Source organism: Polaromonas sp. AET17H-212, assembly GCF_002379085.1.
Classification (GTDB): Bacteria; Pseudomonadota; Gammaproteobacteria; order Burkholderiales; family Burkholderiaceae_C; genus Polaromonas.
In genome coordinates this window covers 36,722-55,509 of record NZ_NBZW01000001.1, presented here as the reverse complement: position 1 = coordinate 55,509, position 18,788 = coordinate 36,722, and the positions used below count along the sequence as shown (strand labels likewise).

Sequence of the window (18,788 nt, the reverse complement as noted above, 5' to 3'; positions counted from 1 at the left end):
TTCGCCCCACGAATCAACCCGAAACAGCCCGATTCGGCCTCAAAACGACTGTTTCAGGCCCGCGCGTGGGCAATCAGGCGGTCCAGCATGCGGCCCAGTTGCTGCTGCTGTGTGACCGACAGGCAGCCAAAAATCTCGTCATTGCGCCGCGCAATCAGCGCCATCACGCGGCTCCAGAGGGCCCTGCCCTGGCTCGTCAGCGTCAGCACCACGCCGCGGCCGTCGGAGGTGCTGGCCGCCTTATGCACCAGTCCGCGGTCCACCAGCGACTGCGCCGCCCGGCTGGCCTGGCCCTTGTTGAGGTTGGCCCTGGCGGCCAGTTCCATCACTGAAAGCGGCGCAAAGTTGCCGATGGCCGCCAGGCAGCGCGCCTCGCCCACCGGCAGGCCGAACTCGTCGGCATAGGCGGTGCTGCTGAACTTGTCGGTCAGCTTGTTGACCAGGTGCAGCCGGTAGCTCAGGAACTCGTCCAGCCGCGGGGTGGCGGGCGGCTTACGCGGCATCAGCGGCCTCGGCGGCGCACTGCTTGTGCGCGTTGGCGATCAGGGGCAAGACCTGGTCGGCAGTGTCGAAGCGGCTCATCAGCGACAGGCTCAGCATCGCCAGCAGAAGCGGCGCCCGGGCCTCGCCCGCCTGCGCCAGGGCTTCGCACAGGGCGGAATAACTCCGGTCAAGGTCGGCATCGGTCATAGGGCGAATCCTTTCTGTTCGAGGGCGGCCAGCAGCGGCGCCGGGTCCAGGCCGCGCCAGCGGCCCATCACATAACCGTCGGGCCGTACCAGCACCAGGGCCTCGGCACTGGCATCGGGCAGGCCGTAACGCTGGCGCGCCTGGCCCAGCGTGTCAGCCTCGGGTTCAATCGCCAGCACCGCCACGCCGTGGTCCGGCAAATCGCGCAGCGCATCGGGCAAGGCGCCGTCGGCGAACACCAGGCACAGCAGGTCGCGGCCAAAACATTGCGTGAGATGCAGCGGGCCGTGCGGGCCGGCCAGCAGGGCCTCGGGCGCGGGCGCGCCGGGTGCGGCCAGATCGCTGGCCCACGCACCGGCTTGCGGCATATTGAGCGGTGAATCGACATAGGTGATGGGCGAGGACTGGCGCGGGTTGATCAGCGAGCGCACCTTGTCGTCGCTGAGTGCCAGCCGCAAGGTGGCTTCACGCATCAGCTTGAAGGCAAAGTTGGGCGGCGCCATGAACTCGGTGCTTTTGGCGCCGTAGGCGATGTTCTCGCGCGCGGCGTGGACCCGTTCGGTGGAATACGAATCGAGCAGGCTGTCGGCCGCCCTGCCCTCGATCACGGCGGCCAGCTTCCAGGCCAGGTTGCCGGCATCGTCGAGCCCGGAGTTGAGCCCGCGCACGCCAAAGATGGGCACCAGGTGCGCGGCGTCCCCGGCGAACAACACGTGGCCGTGGCGGTAACTGTCCAGGCTCAGGCACTTGGCGTTGTAAATGGAGATCCACAGGGGCTCCCAGGGCTCGTCCTCGCCGATCATGCGCAAATGGCTTTGCACACGCGGCAACACGTTTTCGGGCTTGACCGCCTCGACCGGGTCTTCGTCGTCACGGATCTGGTAGTCGATGCGCCAGACATCGTCGGGCTGGCGGTGCATCAGGATGGTGGAGCCCGGGTTGGACGGCGGGTCGAACCAGGCCAGGCGTTCGACCGGCCTGCGGGTCTTCTGCACGATGTCGACAATCACGTATTTGCCGTCGTACTGCGTGCCCTGCAACTGCAGTCCCAGTTGCTCGCGCACGGTGCTGCGCCCGCCGTCGCAAGCGACCACCCAGTCGGCGCGAATCTTGTGTATTCCCGAGGGGCTTTGGACTTCGACCTCGGCGCCGTCCGCCAGCGAGCGCAGCGCCGTCACGCGGCTGGACCAGCGCACGTCCATGGCCGCGGTGCCGGCGCGGTGCGCAAACTCCTCCACATAAAACTGCTGGATGTTGACCATGGGCGCAAAGCGCTGGGTCGGCTCGCTGGGCATCTGGAAATGCAGCACCTCGGCGTCGCGCCAGTAGCTGCGCCCGCCGACCCAGGACAGGCCCTTGTCCACCAGCGGCTTGTCGGCACCGACCCAGCCGAGGATTTCCTGCGAGCGGCGCGACATGCAGATGGCGCGGCTGCCACTGCAGTAAGCCTCATCGGCTTCCACCACCAGGCATTCGATGCCGTAATGCGAGAGCAGCGCCGCCAGGGTGAGACCGACCGGTCCGCCGCCGGCAATCAGCACCGGAATACGGTCCGGGAACGGGGAATTCATGGAAGTCATGGGCAGGCGCCTGGTTGGTTGCGGACACAACTATAAGGCGAACTGGTTGCAGGCGCAACCAGTTTGGCCGGCCATTCAACTTTTGACCGTGATGGCGCCGAGGTCACCCTTGGCTATGATGGTTTTCATCACAACACCGGAGACAAGACATGCCCGAATTCAGCACCCTGCGCATCGACAAGGACGCCGCCCACCCGCGCATCGCGCGTCTGCTGCTCAACCGGCCCGAGCGGCTCAACGCCATCAATGACGCCATGCCGCGCGAGATCCGGGCCGCCATCGACTGGGCGGCGGCCGAGGACGAGGTCCACGTGATCATTGTCGAAGGGGCGGGCAAGGGTTTTTGCGGCGGGTACGACCTCAACCATTTCGGCGAAGGCAACATCGACCACCCCTGCCAGCAGGAGCGGTTTCCCTGGGACCCGATGGTGGACTACGCCTACATGAAACACAACACCGAAGACTTCATGAGCCTGTGGCGCAGCCCGAAACCGACGATTGCCAAGGTCCACGGGTACGCCGCCGCCGGCGGCAGCGACATTGCCCTGTGCTGCGACCTGCTGGTGATGGCCGACGATGCACGCATCGGCTACATGCCGACCCGCGTCTGGGGCTGCCCCACCACGGCGATGTGGACCTACCGCCTGGGCGCCACCCGCGCCAAACAACTGATGTTCACCGGCGACACCATCGACGGAAAAAAGGCGGCCGACTGGGGCCTGGCCAACGAGAGTGTCCCGTCCGATCAGCTGGAAGCGGCGACCCTGAAACTTGCGCAACGCATCGCCGGGGTGCCGCGTTCGCATCTGGCCATGCACAAGATGGTGGTCAACCAGGTGATGCTGACCATGGGGCTGGAGCAGACGCAGATGATGGCCACCGTGTTTGACGGCATCACGCGCCACAACCCCGAGGGCATGTGGTTTCGCCGTTATGCCCAGGCCGAAGGTTTCAAGGCCGCCGTGCAGTGGCGCGACAGCGGCGAGCCGATTCCCGAAGGCGACGCGGCGCGCAACGCCATTCGGGACTTGTCGTCGCGAACGCCTCCGGCCTGAGCCGGATTCACCTGGCCCGGCTCGCGCACCGGCTGGACGGGCTCACCGGGCGGCAAGTCGATCACCTCGGGCGGTGGCTCCGGTGAGGGCGGCATCACCGGCGGCGGACTGTCGGGTGGCACGTGGGCCTTCCACGAACGCGGCGTGGCACGAAGGATCATGAACGTTGCTCCTGAGTGATCCCGGGAGCGGTCAGCGCCTGCGGCGGCTGACCAAGGACCGCAGCGCCGCGGCGGCCAGGGCACCCGCCGCAAGGGCGAGCAGCGCGGACTGACCCGGCTTGCGCGCCACCTGGCTGGCCAGCGACTCGCGGTAACGCGTCAGCACACCCGGTGCTGCCGCGTCATGGCCGGCGGGGGTCAGAATCCCGTCCGAAGCGGGATTGCTCAGCACGGCCTGTTCGGCCGATTGCAGCACGTCCTCGTTCAGCGACCGCGAGGGCGCGGCTGGCACAGCGTTTTCTTCTTCGTTGCGGGTCGTGGTCATCAGGACGCTTTCTCCGGGTCAGTTCCGGTTCAGTCAATAAATGGCGGGCCCCAACCGGGCCGCATGTTTTTCTTGCAGCCCTCAAACCTTAAGAGGCCCGGCCTGCCTGGCCTGCGGGAAAGCCCTGCGTCGCCCTGTAGGAGCAAGCCCCGGCCGGGCGCCTGCGGCCGGCGCCGGCACAACGTTTGACTGGGCCACGCGCAGGTCAGGCAGTGCGACGCATCGAAGTAAGACGGGTCTTACAGGGGCTCGCGACTGGCCTTACAACCACTGGCGCCGGGCAACTACGCCCCCCCGGCCGCCCCGGCTTGTAAGGTGGGAACTGGCTTCTCCCCGCAATGGCAATGCTTTCTTCCACCGCCCCCTTCCCACGAGGACATCCGATGGCACTCGCAGCATCCTCCCCCACCGACGCCCCCGGCACAGAGGGCGCGCGCCAGCGGCATTCCGCTTTCGGACCTGCGGCCTGGCTGGTGGTCACCTTTGCCGGCCTGGGCGCCCTGATGGCCATCCTGCCCGAGGGCACGGCCGAGCCGCTGCAAACCGTCATTGCCTGGCTGGTGGTCGCGATGGTGGCGACCCTCGCCGTGATTCTTGTCGCCAAGGGGCTGGAGCGCCTGCTCGACTGCGAGTCCAGTTAGCACCCCTGCCACCGCCGCACGGGCGCCTCTCCGGCCGGTCCCGTCCTCCCTTTTTTGAACTGTTTCCAAGGAACCCAGATGACGCAACCCAAGCGCAGTACAGCCAGCGCCCCCAAGCTTTCCAACGGGGCTACCGAAAAGCAAAAACAGCTTCAGGCTTTTACTGCCGACGCCGCCAGCACACTGACGACCAACCAAGGCCTGCACATTCCGGACAACCACAATTCGCTGAAGGCCGGCGTCCGCGGTCCGACGCTGATGGAGGACTTCATCCTCCGCGAAAAAATCACCCACTTCGACCATGAGCGCATTCCCGAGCGCGTTGTGCATGCGCGCGGCTCCGCGGCGCACGGGGTTTTCAAGCTCTACAAGCCGATGACGCAGTTCACCAGCGCCGGCTTTCTGCAGAATCCCGAGCTGGAGACCCCGGTGTTTGTGCGTTTTTCCACCGTGGCCGGCTCACGGGGCTCAGCCGACACGGTACGCGACGTGCGCGGCTTTGCCGTCAAGTTCTACACCGACGAAGGCAACTACGACCTGGTGGGCAACAACATCCCGGTCTTCTTCGTGCAGGACGCGATCAAGTTCCCCGACCTCGTTCATGCCCTCAAGCCCGAGCCGCACAACGAGATGCCGCAGGCCGCGAGCGCACACGACACCTTCTGGGACTTTGTCTCGCTGATGCCCGAATCGACCCACATGCTGATGTGGGCAATGTCGGACCGCGCCATTCCGCGCAGCTACCGCATGATGGAAGGGTTTGGCGTGCACACCTTCCGATTCATCAATGCGCGCGGTGATGCGCATTTTGTAAAATTCCACTGGAAGCCCAAACTCGGCGTGCACGGCCTGGCTTGGGACGAAGCCCAGAAAATCGCCGGCAAAGACGCCGACTACCACCGCCGCGACCTCTGGGAAGCCATCGACAGGGGTGATTTTCCGGAGTGGGAGCTCGGCGTGCAGATCATCGAGGAGGGCCAGGAAGACAAGCTCGGCTTTGACATCCTGGACCCAACCAAACTGATTCCGGAATCGGTCGTGCCGGTCCAGCTGATCGGCAAGATGGTGCTCAACCGCAATCCCGACAACTTCTTTGCCGAGACCGAACAGGTGGCGTTTCACCCCGGCCATCTGGTGCCGGGCATCGACTTCACCGACGACCCGCTGCTGCAGGGGCGCCTGTTTTCCTACACGGACACCCAGCTGTCGCGCCTGGGCGGGGCAAACTTTCACGAAATTCCGATCAACAAGGCGGTCTGCCCTTTTCACAATTTCCAGCGCGACGGCATGCACCGGCAAGCCATCAGCAAGGGTCGGGTCGCTTACGAGCCCAACACCCTGGCCACCGGCGCGGAATTTCGCGTTGACGGCGGCGCCCAGGGCTTTCACACCCACCCGCAGGTGCTGGAATCCCCGAAAATCCGCCGGCGCAGCCCGTCGTTCGACGACCACTTTTCCCATGCCACGCTGTTCTGGAACAGCCAGAGCCCGGCCGAAAAAGACCACATCGTGGCCGCCTTCCGGTTTGAGCTGTCCAAGGTCGAGGTGCCCGACATCCGCCAGCGCATGGTCGACAACCTGGCCCACGTGGATGCCAAGCTGGCCGCCCGGGTGGCGGCGCCGCTGGGCATCAACGCCCCCGACGCCAAGGCCGCCGCCGGACGGCTGGGCTTTCGTGACTACCGGATTGCGCAGACCGTCGATGAAGATGCGGCGCTGAGCATGGCCGGCCGGCCGGCCGCCGACAACATCCGGACACGCAAGGTCGCCATTCTGGTCGCCGACGGCGTGGACCTGCTGAGCTTCAAGCGCCTGCAACAGGAACTGCTGGACGCCGGCGCCCAGTGCAAGGTGGTCGCCCCCCAACTCGGCCCGGTCACCACGTCGTCAGGCAAGCAGCTTCCCGCGGACCACACGTTTTCCAACACCTCGTCCATCATGTTTGATGCGGTCGTGATACCGGGCGGCGCAGCCAGTGCCGCCACGCTGGCACAGCTGGGCGATGCCGTCCATTTCGTGCTGGAGGCCTACAAACACTGCAAGACCGTCTGCGCCCTCAACGAAGGCGCGCAGTTGCTCGGCACGCTGGGTTTTGCGCTCGACACCAAGGACGGCGCGCTGATGGAGCCCACCGCGGGCATCCTGCTGGGCGACTCGCGCAAGGCGGCCGACGGCCAGATTGCGCAGGCCTTGATCGCAGCGATGGCCCACCACCGCCATTGGGACCGGCTCAATGTGGACGCCGTCCCGGCCTGAGCCGCCGGCCGGGCCGACCTCAAGACGTCAAGGTGCAAGTGTCAGCTGGTGGGCAAACGCCGCCGGCTTCATTTGCAGCGGGCGGTAGCCGACGGCCGCCCAGGTCTGGCGCATGTCGCGGTAGCGGCTTGAAAACACCAGGCCGCTTTGACCGGTCTGGTAAATGAACTGCGAGTTCTCCAGATCAGCCAGGTCGTACACGGCGCGCAGCGACGCCGCATGCCGGTTGGCGAACGGGGTCAGGAGGTCGTTGGGCCAGTACTGGCCGACATTGATGGTGAAGGAGTCCCCGTCCGTCGGTACCCGCACGTCGAACGCCCGGGCCAGCACCGGCACACTGCCGAAGGGCCGGTGCGCCGACAGCGCGTAGTGCACATCACCCCACTTCCATAACGCCGGTACCTGGCCATGGCTGGCCTGCAGGCGTGTGAGCGTGCGGTCCAGCGCAGCGCTGGACTGGGCGGCACAACCGGCGGCGCCACACCAGAAGCCGTCGTTGCGCTGGACAATCTCCTCGATGGCACTGCGAAAATGGCGCTTGCCATACATGGCCTTGAAACGCTCCTCGCCCAGCTTCCCGCCGATCACGCCACGCGTGAGTTCATCGACCCAGGCCGAGAAAATCAGCGGGGCCGCGCTGTCGGCGCGCATGCGGCCGTCGAAGCCCGCCAGGACGGCTTGCGCCTGCGGGGCCAGCACATGTTGCGATGCCGTCTTCTGCAACAACGGCAGCAGCGCCAGCGTGGCCGACGACAACGGGTCGCCCTGGATTTTCTGCATGGAGGCCAGATCATGCCGGGGCGTCTCGGCCAGCAGCTTCTCGATGCGGTCAAAGCGGTAAGGCACCACCCAGTCCTGGCCCATGAAGAAGTCGTAACCGGGCGGGGTGACACTCTGGTTGGCGTTGGCAAACCAGCCCTTTTTGCCGATGGCCATCGCGTCGGCCTGCGGCGTCTGGGCATACGGCAGCCAGCCGGCCCAGTCGTACTTCGCCTCCCAGCCCGGTGACGGCGCAATGCCGCGGATGTCGTTGTCGGGCTGGCGCAAAGGCACTTTTCCCACGGCCTTGTAGGCCACCTTGCCGGCCACATCGGCCATCACGAGGTTCTGCATGGGCGAGTGGTAACTTGCGTAGGCGGCCAGCAGGTCGTCCACCGACTGCGCCTGGTTGCCGCGCACGCCCGCCACCACGGTCAGGTTGTCCGTCTCGAGGGCGCTCCAGCGCAGCGCAAGCACGTACTTGCCGGTGTCCAGCACCTCGCCATGCGCTTTTTGCACATCGCTGAGCACCGGGCCGTGGCGGCTCACACGCACCGTCAGGTTGACGTCCGGCTTGCCCTTGACGGCGATGGTTTCACGGCGTGTTTTGAACTCGGCCCAGTGCGGCTGGCCCGCAGGCCCCGGCACCCGGTACTGCTGCGGATTGGCGGGGTTGATCTGCTCCAGGTACAGGTCCTGCACGTCGGGGCCGGTGTTGGTAAAACCCCAGGCCACCTTGTCGGTGCGGCCCAGCACCACGAAAGGCAGGCCCGGCAAGGTGGCGCCGATCACGTCCATGCCTGGCAGGCGGCTGCCGTCCGCGGCCTTGCCGGCGGGTGCCTGCAGGTGCGCGAAGTACCAGATGGCCGGTGCCGACAGGCCCAGGTGCGGGTCGTTGGCCAGCAGGGGTTTGCCGCTGCGTGTGCGGCTGCCGGGAAGCACCCAGTTGTTGGAGCCCTTGCCTTCGACGTTGCCGATGTCAGTCGCCCAGCCATTGATGTCCTGCGCCATCAGGCCCCGCATCCCCTGCTGGTTTTCTGCATCAAATCGGGCTTCAGCCATTTCCAAACCTGCACCAGCAGCTCCTGTTTTGATAGCGTCCGGCACGGTTTTATAAACACCGAGCCCGGCATACAGCTTGCTGAAGTCGGTTCTGGAAGCCGGCGCCTCGCCCGGGTAAGGCGTGAACAGCTGCCATAGCTGTTCGGTCGTCAGCACCCTGGCCGCCGACAGGCGCGCAAATTCATTGCCCCAGTTGCCGCCCAGGTCCAGCGCCATCATCAGCGACCAGCCGACGCTGTCCTGCGGGGTCCAGGGCTGGCCCGACTGCCCGCCCGGCTTCACGCCAAGAATGTGGAATTCCGGCGACAGCGCCTGTGCGCTGCCGGCATAAAAGGCATTGATGCCATCGCTGTAGGCCTGCAGCGCCGCCTTCCCGTCGGCCGGCAACACCTGCCACTGGCGAGCGGCCGCGTCCATGATGCCCAAGGTGCGCATGAGCTTGTCGGTGTCCAGCGTGGCCTCGCCCAGCACCTCGGACAGCTCGCCGTGCATGACGCGGCGGTTGAACTCCAGCTGCCAGCCGCGCTCCTGCGCATGCACATAACCGAGCGCGAGCCAGGCGTCGCGCGGGGACTGGGCCTTGATGTGGGTGACGTCGGCGCCATCGCGCGCCACGCTCACCGGCGCGGCCAGGGCGGACAGCTTGAGTTCGCCGTCCAGCGCCGGCAAGGCCCGCGCCGCATACACGGCCAGCGCAGCCGCGAGCAGCGCGGCCAGCAGCAGCACTCCCCAGAAAAACCGTTTGATCCAGACCATGATCGCCTCCCTTTGTTATGGGCGATAGCCTAACCGAATCAGGCCCGCCGCAAACAGGCGCCGGAGATCAGGCGGGCGCGACCGGCTTGAGCTGCAGCGACTTGATCTCCAGAAACTCCTCAAACCCGTATACACCGGCCTCGCGGCCGTTGCCCGACTGCTTGTAGCCGCCAAAAGGTGCATTGGCATTGAAGGGGCCACCATTGATGTCGACCTGCCCGGTGCGGATGCGGCGCGCGACCTTCATCGCATGGTCGTCGCTGCCGCTCCAGACGCCGCCACCCAGCCCGTAAATGGTGCTGTTGGCAATCGCCACGGCTTCTTCCTCGTCCTTGTATGGAATCACCACCAGCACAGGCCCGAAAATTTCTTCCTGGGCCAGGGTGTCGGTGGCCTTGATGCCCAGGATGGTGGGCTGCACAAAGTAGCCCTTCTCAAAGGCGGGCGGCTGGTCACCGCCGGCAATCACGTCTGCACCCTCTTCGATGCCGGTGCGGATGAACCCCAGCACGCGGTCGCGCTGGTTTGCGCTGACCAGCGGTCCGAGCTTGCTGGTTTCCTCGAGGCTGGGGCCGACGCTGAACTTGGCGATCGCGGTTTTCGCCAGTGCCTTGACCTCGTCATAACGGCCGGCCGGCACCAGCATGCGGGTGTGGGCCGAGCAGGTCTGGCCGCTGTTGAGCATGCAGGCCGAGATCGTGCCCTTGACCGCGGCTTCCATGTCGGCATCGTCGAGGATGACGCTGGCCGACTTGCCGCCGAGTTCCAGCGCCACGCGTTTGACCGACTGGCTGGCGAGTTCGCTGACACGTTTGCCGGCACGTGTGGAGCCGGTGAAACTGACCATGTCCACCTCGGGGTGGGTCGCCAGCACCTCGCCGACCACCGGCCCCATGCCGTTGACGAGGTTGAACACGCCAGGCGGCAGGCCGGCTTCGTGAATGATTTCGGCCAGGATCATGGCATTGACAGGCGCAATCTCGCTGGGTTTGAGCACCACGGTGCAGCCGGCGGCCAGCGCCGGCGCGATTTTCAGGGTGATCTGGCTGAGCGGGAAATTCCACGGCGTGATGCAACCCACCACGCCGATCGGCTCGCGCACCACCAGCGAGTTGCCGACTTTCTTTTCCCATTCGAAGTTACGCGCGATCTTGGCAAAGTTGCCCCAGTGCCAGGTGGGTCCGCCCACCTGCACTGCGCGTGCCATTTTCAGCGGCATGCCCACTTCGCGGGCGATGGTCAGCGCCATCTCGTCGGTGCGGGCCTTCAGGCCGGCCGCGACCTTGTCCAGGTAGGCGGCGCGGGTTTCGACGGGCAAGGCCGCCCAGCCGTCAAAAGCCGCGCGGGCGGCCAGCACGGCCCGTTCGGCTTCCTGCGCTGTGCCGGCCGGCACGGTTGCCATGACCTCCTCGGTGCTCGAGTCGTGCACCGGCAGGGTCTCTGCCGATTGCGCCTTGACCCACTGGCCATTGATGTAGTGCGAAGGGTATGTAGTCATATCAGGCTCAAAAAAAGGGGAATTTTGCGAAAAAACAGCGAAACGAGTGGTAAATGAATCGCAAAGAAAATCCTGATGATTTCCCATGCCTGGCCAAACCAGGAAGACTTAAAAAGTACTACCTTTGTTTACAAATCAAGAATTGACATCACATTTGCTTACTAACGCATTGATTTAGTTGTTGTTTTACGTTAACCATCTCAGGTGATAGAACTTGCATCTGTAACCGTGGACGCTTAATCTACCAGACCGTACGGTTATGCACCGTCCTACTATCGAATCGAAAGCTCAAACTCTATGCGCTGGATTAAACCTGATTTGAAAAGCAGTTTGCTGGGTCTGCTCAATGGTGGCGAAGTGACGCCTTCCAGCCTGGAAAAACGTACCGAAGGCATTCGGCAATTGATGCTCAACGAACTCGGCGAATTCGGCGAAAAACATTATCCGAAAATCGCGCTGCGGGTGCGTTACGCCCAGGATGCGCAAGGCCTCTGGTATGCCCGCGGTGACGTCATGGCCGTGCTGTCGGCCATGCAGGGCGAAACCATCGCCCGCCAGAAGGTCAGCGGCATCACCAAGATGTTTGAAGGCCTGTTGCCCGGCAGCCTGGGCTCGCGGCGCAGCTCCCTCACCAACTAGACTGGCCCCCACCGGGCAAGGTGGCAGGCGGTCAACAAAACCGTCGGCCGGCCCGGCGTCTTCCCCTTTAATGGCTGTGACCCCAGAGCAGGAAAGCATCCCTGTCCTCGACAGCCAGCGTCACTTTCGCCCCCACCGGCAACACCACCTTGGTCGGCACATGGCCAAACGGCAGGCCGCTCAACACCGGCGCCTTGATCTGGCGCTGCAGCCACGCCACCACCGTAGCCAGCTTGAAGCCCTTGTCGTGCGGCACCAGCTTGTAGTTGGTGAACTGCCCCAGCACTACCGCCTTCTGCTGGGCCAGCACGCCGGCGTGTAACAGTTGCGTCAACATGCGCTCCAGCCGGTACGGGTGTTCATGGACCTCTTCCAGAAACAAAATGCCGCCTTTCACTTGCGGCAGGTAAGGGGTGCCCACCAGCGAACTCAGCACCGCAAGGTTGCCGCCCCACAAAACCGCATTTTTGACACCAAAGGGGCCCTCGGCCCCGGGCTGCCAGGCGCCCCCCGCCACTGACTCAGCAGCCATTTTCGGCAGACGCCAGCCGGCGCCCTCGCCCTGCCCCGTGATCAGGTCGTCAAAGCAGGCTTCCATGATGTCGTCGGGCTGGCCTTCGGTCCCGAAGTCCTCGCCGAGTGCCGGACCGGCCCAGCTCACCGCCCCGGTTTTGGCCAGCAGCGCGTTTTGCAGGGCCGTGAAGTCGCTCAGGCCGACGAAACGTGTGCCCCGGGACACGGCCTTGTCCAGCGCCTTGTAATTGATGTGCGGCAGCAGGCGTGTCAGTCCGTAGCCACCCCGGGAAATCAGCGCCACGTCGGCGCCGCTGGCGGCCGCCCGGGCGATCGCGGCGAGCCGGGTGTCGTCGTCGCCGGCAAAGCGCTGGTGGCTGCTCAGCGCGGCCTCGTCAAGCTCGACTTCGTAACCCAGCGCGGTCAGGCGCCGCACGCCGCGCTTGAAGGCAGGCTTGTCGCGCACGGCGCTGGAAGGGGAGTAGATGTAGATATGTTTTTTCACGAGACGAGTATCCCATTGACCGGACCAGACGCTGCCAAACCCGCGGTCAATCGCCGGTCAGGTGCCCAGAGAGCGGAGCGCTTGCCGGGCAATGGTTTCCCCATGCTCCTGCACAAAATGCCCCGCCTGCGGCAGCACCATGGGCTCGAGGCAGCCGCGGATCATGGCCTGCAATTGCTGCATGACCGGCAGGCCGAGCACCGGGTCCTGCGCACCGACGGCCATCAAGGTCCGGCCTTGCCAGCGTTCGCGCCAGAAACTGCGGGCCTCGCGTGAAAGGGCGGCGCCGTCCGAGGTCTCGAACTCCGGCACCATGGCCGGAAAAGCACGCAAGGCGGCGCGGTGGCCCCGGTCAGGGAAAGGCGCGTTGTAGGCGGCGCACTCTTCGGCGCTCATCTGCGGGTTGCCGCGCGCGAACAGCCGCGCCACATCGAACTCGGGGTTTTTCGCGCACATCTCGCGCCAGGCCAGAAAGCCCGGCGACAAGGGCACATCGCCGGTCGCCAGCGTCGTGTTCATGACCAGCAGGCTGCGGTAGCGCTCGGGTGCGGCCATCGGCAAGGTCAGCCCCAGCAGGCCACCCCAGTCCTGCACCACCAGCACGATGTTCTTCAGGTCCAGGCGTTCGACGAACTCGAGCAGGTTCTGCCGGTGTCCGCTGAAGCTGTGAAAGCTGTCCTTTTTGGGCTTGTCGCTTTTGCCGAAACCGATCAAGTCGGGCGCCACCACCCGGTGCCCGGCCGCCAGGAACACCGGAATCATCTTGCGGTACAGATAGCTCCAGGCCGGATTGCCGTGCAGGCACAGCCAGGTCAGACCCTCATGCACCCCCTCGTCGAGGTAATGCAGGCGCAGGCCGGCCAGCGAAGGCAGGTCGCTGAGGTAACGGGGCGCCCAGGGGTAGTCCGGCAGATTGGCAAACGCGCTGTCGGGCGTGCGCAGTGCGTCATCGCGCAGGGGATGGTTCAGTTGTGTCTCCTGGCGTTGTTCGCTGCGCCTCTGCTGGAAAAAGTCCTGCAGCAGCGCGCCGCATTCCCCGGCCAGCACCCCGCCCTGCACCTGCGTCTGGTGGTTGAGTTGCGGGTTGGCGAACAGGTCGACGACGGAACCGGCGGCCCCGGTTTTCGGATCGGGCGCGCCGAACACCACGCGCTTGAGCCGCGCGTGCAGCATGGCGCCGGCACACATGGCGCAGGGCTCCAGCGTGACAAACAGTTCACACTCGTCGAGCCGGTAGTTGCCCGCGGCCTGGGCGGCGGAGCGCAGGGCCTGCATTTCGGCATGGGCCGTCGGGTCATGTCCGCCGATGGGTTGGTTGTAGCCAGTGGCGATCACCTGTCCACCCCGAACCAGCACGGCACCGACCGGTACCTCGCCCGCCTCGGCGGCTTGTCGGGCCTGCGCCAGCGCCAGTTGCATGTAGTCGGCGTCGCTCATGATTGCTTCGTTTTTAATAGCATCTTGCGCAGGTAACACGGGGGATGAAGCCCAATTTGATGTAAATCATTTGTCTTCCGGCATGGGCCGGGCCTGCTGCATCGTGGTCTCAAGCGACTGGCGCACCTGATTCTGGATCTGCTGGCTTTGCTGCTGCGGTGTGGCACCGTCCGCTGGCGCGGGCACAGCCAGGCCAGCGTCTGCCGGTGCCAGCTTCACCGGCGCCGGGGAGAGCTGTTTTTTCGCCAGCACAGCAATGACGGCGACAACCATCAGCAGGCTAAGAACGCCAAAGATCGCTCGCATGTCAGGTCTCCTTGCGGGGGTCGGCAGCGGCCTCCATGCCCAGCCGGTCCATCCAGCCGGCCAGCGCCTGTTCGTCGGGTGTGCCGGCGGCATACATGGCTTTCATCGCGGCGTGTGACTCGGTCCGGTGCTGGTTGAGCTTGAGCTTGCACTGCAGGTCGGTGACCTGCAACTCAAAGGCCACAATGCCGGCCAGCATCTTGTGGGCAAACTCCTCGCCCAGGCCGCGCCACTGCTCGGCATAAGGCGGCTCATGGTCGCCAATCAGCTTCTTGAGCAACCGGTCCTTGGCCTGCGGGTCGTCGATCAGGCTGGCCTGCACGGTGCAATGCACGGCCAGGTAATTCCAGGTCGGCACCCGCGCCAGGTCGGGGTAGACCTTGGGCGACAGGTAGGCGTGGGGTCCGAGAAAGGTCGCCACGGCCTGCGGCCTGGCCTGCAGGTAACGCCAGTGCGGGTTGGCTTTGGCCACATGACCGAGCAGCACCAGTTGGTCGCCCCTGGCTTCCAGGTGCAGCGGCAGGTGCGTCACGTAAGGCAGCCCTGCATCGTCCACGCTGATCAGGCTGGCGAAGGGATGGTCGGTGATCAGCGCCGCTGCCTGCACGCGATCGCCCTTGAATTGGGGTGGCAAATACATAGGCTGAAGTATCCGATAAAAAGCCGCGCGCCCGCGCGCCTGCGACAGCAAAACGCGCTCGCGCTAAGGCGTGATGGACAACTCAGGCCTGCAACGGCCAGCGCGCCAGGGGCACATGCAGGCTCCGGCCGATCAGGCTGTGCACGAGAACCAACTCGCGCGCGGTCCAGGAAACCGGCGTCACGGCCTGCTCGGGGACACTGCGGTCGTCGTAGAGAAGCGTCACATGCGGCGTGAAGCCCGGCTTGGCCCAGCGGCCGAGCACGGTTTTTTTCAGCGCCTCGCCGAGGCTTTGCTGGAAGGCCATCAGCGCCGCCAGGCCATCGGCGCCGCGCAGGACAAACGGCCGGTTGCGCGGCGCACTGGTGAAGCTGGCGACGCGGTCGAAGGTGATGTCAAACGGTGCAGCCGCCAGGCGTGCCGCCGCCCCGCAGGCTGCAGCGACCAGGTCTTGCGGCAGCCCGGCATAGTCGCCCAGGTGATGCAGCGTGACATGAAAGCGCTCCGGTTTCAGCGGCTTGCCCTGCAGGCCGTGTTCCGCACGCAGTTGCTGCGCGAGCCGGGCAATCTGTGCTGCGGCGGCCGCGTCCGGGTAGATGGCGAAAAACAGCCGGTCCGTGGGTCGGGGTGCGGCCTCAAAGCCCGGCAAGAACGGCTGCTCAGGCATGGCGCTGGCGGGTCGCTGCTCAGAGGGCCGAGGTTGCCGCCCTATTCCCACTCAATCGTGGCCGGGGGCTTGCTGCTGACATCGTAGGTCACGCGGTTGATGCCGCGCACTTCGTTGATGATGCGGCTGGAGACTTTCTTGAGCAGCGCATAGGGCAGCTCGGCCCAGTCGGCGGTCATGAAGTCGCTGGTCTGCACGGCACGCAGGGCCACCACGTAATCGTAGGTGCGTCCGTCGCCCATGACGCCCACACTCTTCACCGGCAAAAACACCGCAAACGCCTGGCTGGTCAGGTCGTACCAGCTTTTGCCGGTGGCGTCGTCGATGAAATTGCGCAGCTCTTCAATGAAGATGGCGTCGGCGCGGCGCAGCAAATCGGCGTATTCCTTTTTGACTTCGCCCAGAATCCGCACCCCCAGGCCCGGACCCGGGAAGGGGTGGCGGTACACCATGTGAAAAGGCAGGCCCAGCGCCACGCCCAGCTCGCGCACTTCGTCCTTGAACAGCTCGCGCAGGGGTTCAAGCAGCTTCAGGCCCAACTGCTCGGGCAGGCCGCCCACGTTGTGGTGGCTCTTGATCGTGATGGCCTTCTTGTTCTTGGAGCCGCCGCTCTCGATCACGTCCGGATAAATCGTGCCCTGGGCCAGCCAGGCCACATGGCGCGAATGGTCGCTCTTGAGCTTGCCGGCTTCGGCCTTGAACACTTCCACAAATTCGCGGCCAATGATCTTGCGTTTGGCTTCGGGGTCGCTGACGCCCTTGAGATGGCCAAGGAACTGGTCGGCGGCATCGACGCGAATGACTTTCGCGTGCAGCTTGCCGACAAACATGTCCATCACCATGTCGCCTTCGTCCAGGCGCAGCAGGCCGTGGTCGACAAACACGCAGGTCAGCTGGTCGCCGATGGCGCGGTGAATCAAGGCAGCCGCAACCGACGAATCGACGCCGCCGGACAGGCCGAGGATCACCTCCTCATCGCCGACCTGGGCGCGGATTTTCTCCACCGCCTCGCTGATGTAGTCGCCCATGATCCAGTCGGCCTTGGTGCCGCAGATATCCAGGACAAAACGCTCGAGGATGGCCGCACCACGCTTGGTATGCGTGACTTCAGGGTGGAACTGCACGCCGTAAAACCGGCGCTCCTCGTCGGCCATGCCCGCAATCGGGCAGCTGGGGGTAGAGGCCATCAGCTTGAAGCCGGGCGGCAATTCGGTGACCTTGTCGCCATGGCTCATCCACACCTGCAGCATGCCGTGGCCTTCGGAGGTCGCGTAGTCCTGGATGCCTTCGAGCAGCTGGGTATGACCATGCGCCCGCACATCGGCGGGACCGAATTCGCGCTTGTGACCGCTTTGCACAATGCCGCCGAGCTGGTGCGCCATGGTCTGCATGCCGTAACAGATCCCCAGCACGGGCACACCCAGGTCGAACACCGCCTGTGGCGCCTTGTCGGTGCTGTCCTCGTAAACGCTGGCGTGGCTGCCCGACAGGATGATGCCCTTGAGCTTGCCATCCTGGGCGTAGTCGCGGACCCAGTCGCTGGTTACATCGCAGGGATGGACTTCGCAGAACACATGGGCTTCACGGATGCGCCGTGCAATCAGCTGGGTGACCTGGGAGCCGAAATCGAGAATGAGGATTTTTTGGTGCTGCATGAGAGGCGTTTCAGGCAAAAAAAGAAAAGGCGTCCTTCGCGGACGCCTCGGGCCATCGGGATGATCAGTCTGCCCGATAGTTCGGCGCTTCCTTGGTGATCTGCACGTCGTGGACATGGCTCTCGCGGATGCCGGCCGTTGTGATCTCGACAAACTCGGCCTGGTTGCGCATGTCTTCGATGGTGGCACAACCACAGTAGCCCATGCTGGCGCGCAGGCCGCCGGCCATCTGGTAAATGATGGCGACCATGGACCCCTTGTAGGGCACCCGGCCTTCGATGCCCTCGGGCACCAGCTTGTCGGCGTTCGGGTTGCCGGTGGTGGCTTCCTGGAAATAGCGGTCGGCACTGCCCTGCTGCATTGCGCCAATGCTGCCCATGCCGCGGTAGCTCTTGTAGCTGCGGCCCTGGAACAGAATCACTTCGCCGGGGGCTTCCTCGGTGCCGGCAAACATGCCGCCCATCATCACGGTGCCTGCGCCGGCGGCAATCGCCTTGGCGATGTCGCCGCTGTAACGGATGCCGCCGTCGGCAATCAACGGCACGCCGGTACCACGCAGCGCCATGGCCACGCTGTCAATCGCCATGATCTGCGGCACACCCACACCCGCGACGATGCGGGTGGTGCAGATGGAGCCGGGACCAATGCCGACCTTGACCGCATCGGCGCCCGCTTCCACCAGGGCCAACGCGGCGGCGCCGGTGGCAATGTTGCCGCCGATCACATCGACCTGCGGATAGTTCTTCTTGACCCAGCGCACGCGCTCGATCACGCCGTGGCTGTGGCCGTGGGCGGTGTCGACCACGATGGCATCGACCCCGGCCCGCACCAGCGCCTCCACGCGCTCTTCGGTGCCTTCGCCGACACCAACGGCCGCACCCACGCGCAGGCGGCCCGAGGCATCGCGTGCGGCATTGGGGAAATTGGTCTGTTTGGTGATGTCCTTGACCGTGATCAGTCCCTTGAGCTCAAAGTTGTCGTTGACCACCAGCAGGCGTTCAAGCTTGTACTTGTTGAGCAGGGCCTTGGCTTCGGCGGCAGACGTGCCTTCCTTGACCGTGATCAGCTTCTCGCTCGGCGTCATGATCTGGTGCGCCTTGACGTCATAGCGGGTCTCAAAGCGCAGGTCGCGGCTGGTCACGATACCCACCACCTTGCCGCCGTCGCAGACCGGAAAGCCGGAGATGCCGAGCTGCTCGGACAGCTCCAGTATCTGCAGCACGGTGTGTTCGGGCGTGATGACCACCGGGTCGCGCACAACGCCTGACTCATAACGCTTGACCTTGGCCACATGGGCGGCCTGCTCCTGCGCTGTCAGGTTTTTGTGAACGATGCCGATTCCGCCCTCCTGCGCAATGGCAATGGCCAGCCGGGCTTCGGTGACCGTGTCCATCGCAGCCGAAACCAGGGGCAGGTTCAGGCGGATGTTTCTTGAGAACTGGGTGGAAAGCGAGGTGTCCTTGGGCAGGACCTGGGAGAACGCTGGCACCAACAATACGTCGTCGAAGGTGAGCGCTTTGCCGAGTAGGCGCATAGGGATGGCTCCAAAAACACGATTGTACCCGCGCCGGTCGGTACAAACCCTAGCGCTGAAAGTCTAGCCCGCCGCGTGACAAAAAGACCACGCCAAACAGCGTTCATCT

General features: G+C 64.9%; 16 protein-coding genes and 1 pseudogene. 4 read left to right on the top strand and 13 right to left on the bottom strand.

The genetic code is table 11. The features are described 5' to 3' along the window. Positions 1–53: 53 nt before the first annotated feature. From B7G53_RS00265 to B7G53_RS00255, 3 genes are read right to left on the bottom strand one after another with little or no spacing between them, the layout of a single operon-like run. A complete protein-coding gene (locus tag B7G53_RS00265; protein ID WP_096662267.1) occupies positions 54–503 on the bottom strand; it encodes a MarR family winged helix-turn-helix transcriptional regulator in 450 nt (149 codons plus the stop codon). After that, the gene (locus tag B7G53_RS00260; protein ID WP_096662266.1) at positions 493–690 is read right to left on the bottom strand and encodes a hypothetical protein; all 198 of its coding nucleotides are present in this window, start codon (positions 688–690) and stop codon (positions 493–495) included. The genes B7G53_RS00265 and B7G53_RS00260 overlap by 11 nt, the downstream gene beginning before the upstream one ends. Next, positions 687–2,270, bottom strand: coding sequence for an FAD-dependent oxidoreductase (locus B7G53_RS00255; RefSeq protein WP_096662265.1), 1,584 nt, complete (start codon positions 2,268–2,270; stop codon positions 687–689). Before B7G53_RS00255 ends, B7G53_RS00260 begins: the two co-directional genes overlap by 4 nt. A 146-nt stretch (positions 2,271–2,416) precedes the next feature. Here B7G53_RS00255 and B7G53_RS00250 point away from each other — a divergent pair. Continuing rightward, a pseudogene (locus tag B7G53_RS00250) lies at positions 2,417–3,325 on the top strand (crotonase/enoyl-CoA hydratase family protein); the annotation flags it as partial. Between the two features lie 192 nt (positions 3,326–3,517). Here B7G53_RS00250 and B7G53_RS00245 read toward each other — a convergent pair. Beyond that, positions 3,518–3,811, bottom strand: a complete 294-nt coding sequence (locus B7G53_RS00245) for a hypothetical protein (protein WP_096662263.1) — start codon at positions 3,809–3,811, stop codon at positions 3,518–3,520. 383 nt (positions 3,812–4,194) lie between these two features. Here B7G53_RS00245 and B7G53_RS00240 point away from each other — a divergent pair, with 383 nt between their 5' ends. Both B7G53_RS00240 and B7G53_RS00235 read left to right on the top strand, forming a co-directional pair. After that, complete coding sequence (locus B7G53_RS00240; protein ID WP_096662262.1) at positions 4,195–4,452, top strand: hypothetical protein; 258 nt, start codon at positions 4,195–4,197, stop codon at positions 4,450–4,452. 78 nt (positions 4,453–4,530) lie between these two features. Further along, the gene (locus B7G53_RS00235; RefSeq protein WP_096662261.1) at positions 4,531–6,708 is read left to right on the top strand and encodes a catalase; all 2,178 of its coding nucleotides are present in this window, start codon (positions 4,531–4,533) and stop codon (positions 6,706–6,708) included. 27 nt (positions 6,709–6,735) lie between these two features. Here the strand turns inward: B7G53_RS00235 and B7G53_RS00230 are convergent, their stop codons facing one another. Further along, on the bottom strand, positions 6,736–9,285 hold the full coding sequence (locus B7G53_RS00230; protein WP_096662260.1) for a penicillin acylase family protein: 2,550 nt from the start codon (positions 9,283–9,285) through the stop codon (positions 6,736–6,738). A gap of 67 nt (positions 9,286–9,352) precedes the next feature. Continuing rightward, the gene (locus tag B7G53_RS00225; protein WP_096662259.1) at positions 9,353–10,783 is read right to left on the bottom strand and encodes an aldehyde dehydrogenase family protein; all 1,431 of its coding nucleotides are present in this window, start codon (positions 10,781–10,783) and stop codon (positions 9,353–9,355) included. Positions 10,784–11,101: 318 nt separating this feature from the next. On the opposite strand from B7G53_RS00225, the gene B7G53_RS00220 reads away from it, so the two are divergent. After that, the gene (locus B7G53_RS00220; protein WP_240523514.1) at positions 11,102–11,422 is read left to right on the top strand and encodes a hypothetical protein; all 321 of its coding nucleotides are present in this window, start codon (positions 11,102–11,104) and stop codon (positions 11,420–11,422) included. A 67-nt stretch (positions 11,423–11,489) separates the two neighbouring features. Here B7G53_RS00220 and B7G53_RS00215 read toward each other — a convergent pair whose 3' ends face one another. The 7 genes from B7G53_RS00215 to guaB form a co-directional block, all read right to left on the bottom strand. Further along, positions 11,490–12,440: an LD-carboxypeptidase gene (locus B7G53_RS00215; protein ID WP_096662257.1), complete on the bottom strand. Its 951-nt coding sequence runs from the start codon at positions 12,438–12,440 to the stop codon at positions 11,490–11,492. Positions 12,441–12,497: 57 nt separating this feature from the next. Then, positions 12,498–13,877 (bottom strand): tRNA adenosine(34) deaminase TadA, encoded by a 1,380-nt coding sequence (gene tadA, locus B7G53_RS00210; protein WP_096662256.1) that lies wholly within the window; start codon positions 13,875–13,877, stop codon positions 12,498–12,500. Positions 13,878–13,943: 66 nt separating this feature from the next. Beyond that, positions 13,944–14,183, bottom strand: coding sequence for a hypothetical protein (locus B7G53_RS00205; RefSeq protein WP_096662255.1), 240 nt, complete (start codon positions 14,181–14,183; stop codon positions 13,944–13,946). A 1-nt stretch (position 14,184) separates the two neighbouring features. Beyond that, a complete protein-coding gene (locus B7G53_RS00200) occupies positions 14,185–14,823 on the bottom strand; it encodes an FMN-binding negative transcriptional regulator (RefSeq protein ID WP_096662254.1) in 639 nt (212 codons plus the stop codon). Positions 14,824–14,905: 82 nt separating this feature from the next. Next, a complete protein-coding gene (thpR, locus tag B7G53_RS00195) occupies positions 14,906–15,490 on the bottom strand; it encodes an RNA 2',3'-cyclic phosphodiesterase (protein WP_096662253.1) in 585 nt (194 codons plus the stop codon). A 41-nt stretch (positions 15,491–15,531) separates the two neighbouring features. Continuing rightward, entirely contained in the window at positions 15,532–17,145 is a 1,614-nt protein-coding gene (gene guaA / locus B7G53_RS00190) for a glutamine-hydrolyzing GMP synthase (RefSeq protein ID WP_096662252.1), read from the bottom strand. Between the two features lie 64 nt (positions 17,146–17,209). Beyond that, on the bottom strand, positions 17,210–18,679 hold the full coding sequence (gene guaB / locus B7G53_RS00185; RefSeq protein WP_096662251.1) for an IMP dehydrogenase: 1,470 nt from the start codon (positions 18,677–18,679) through the stop codon (positions 17,210–17,212). Positions 18,680–18,788: the final 109 nt, after the last annotated feature.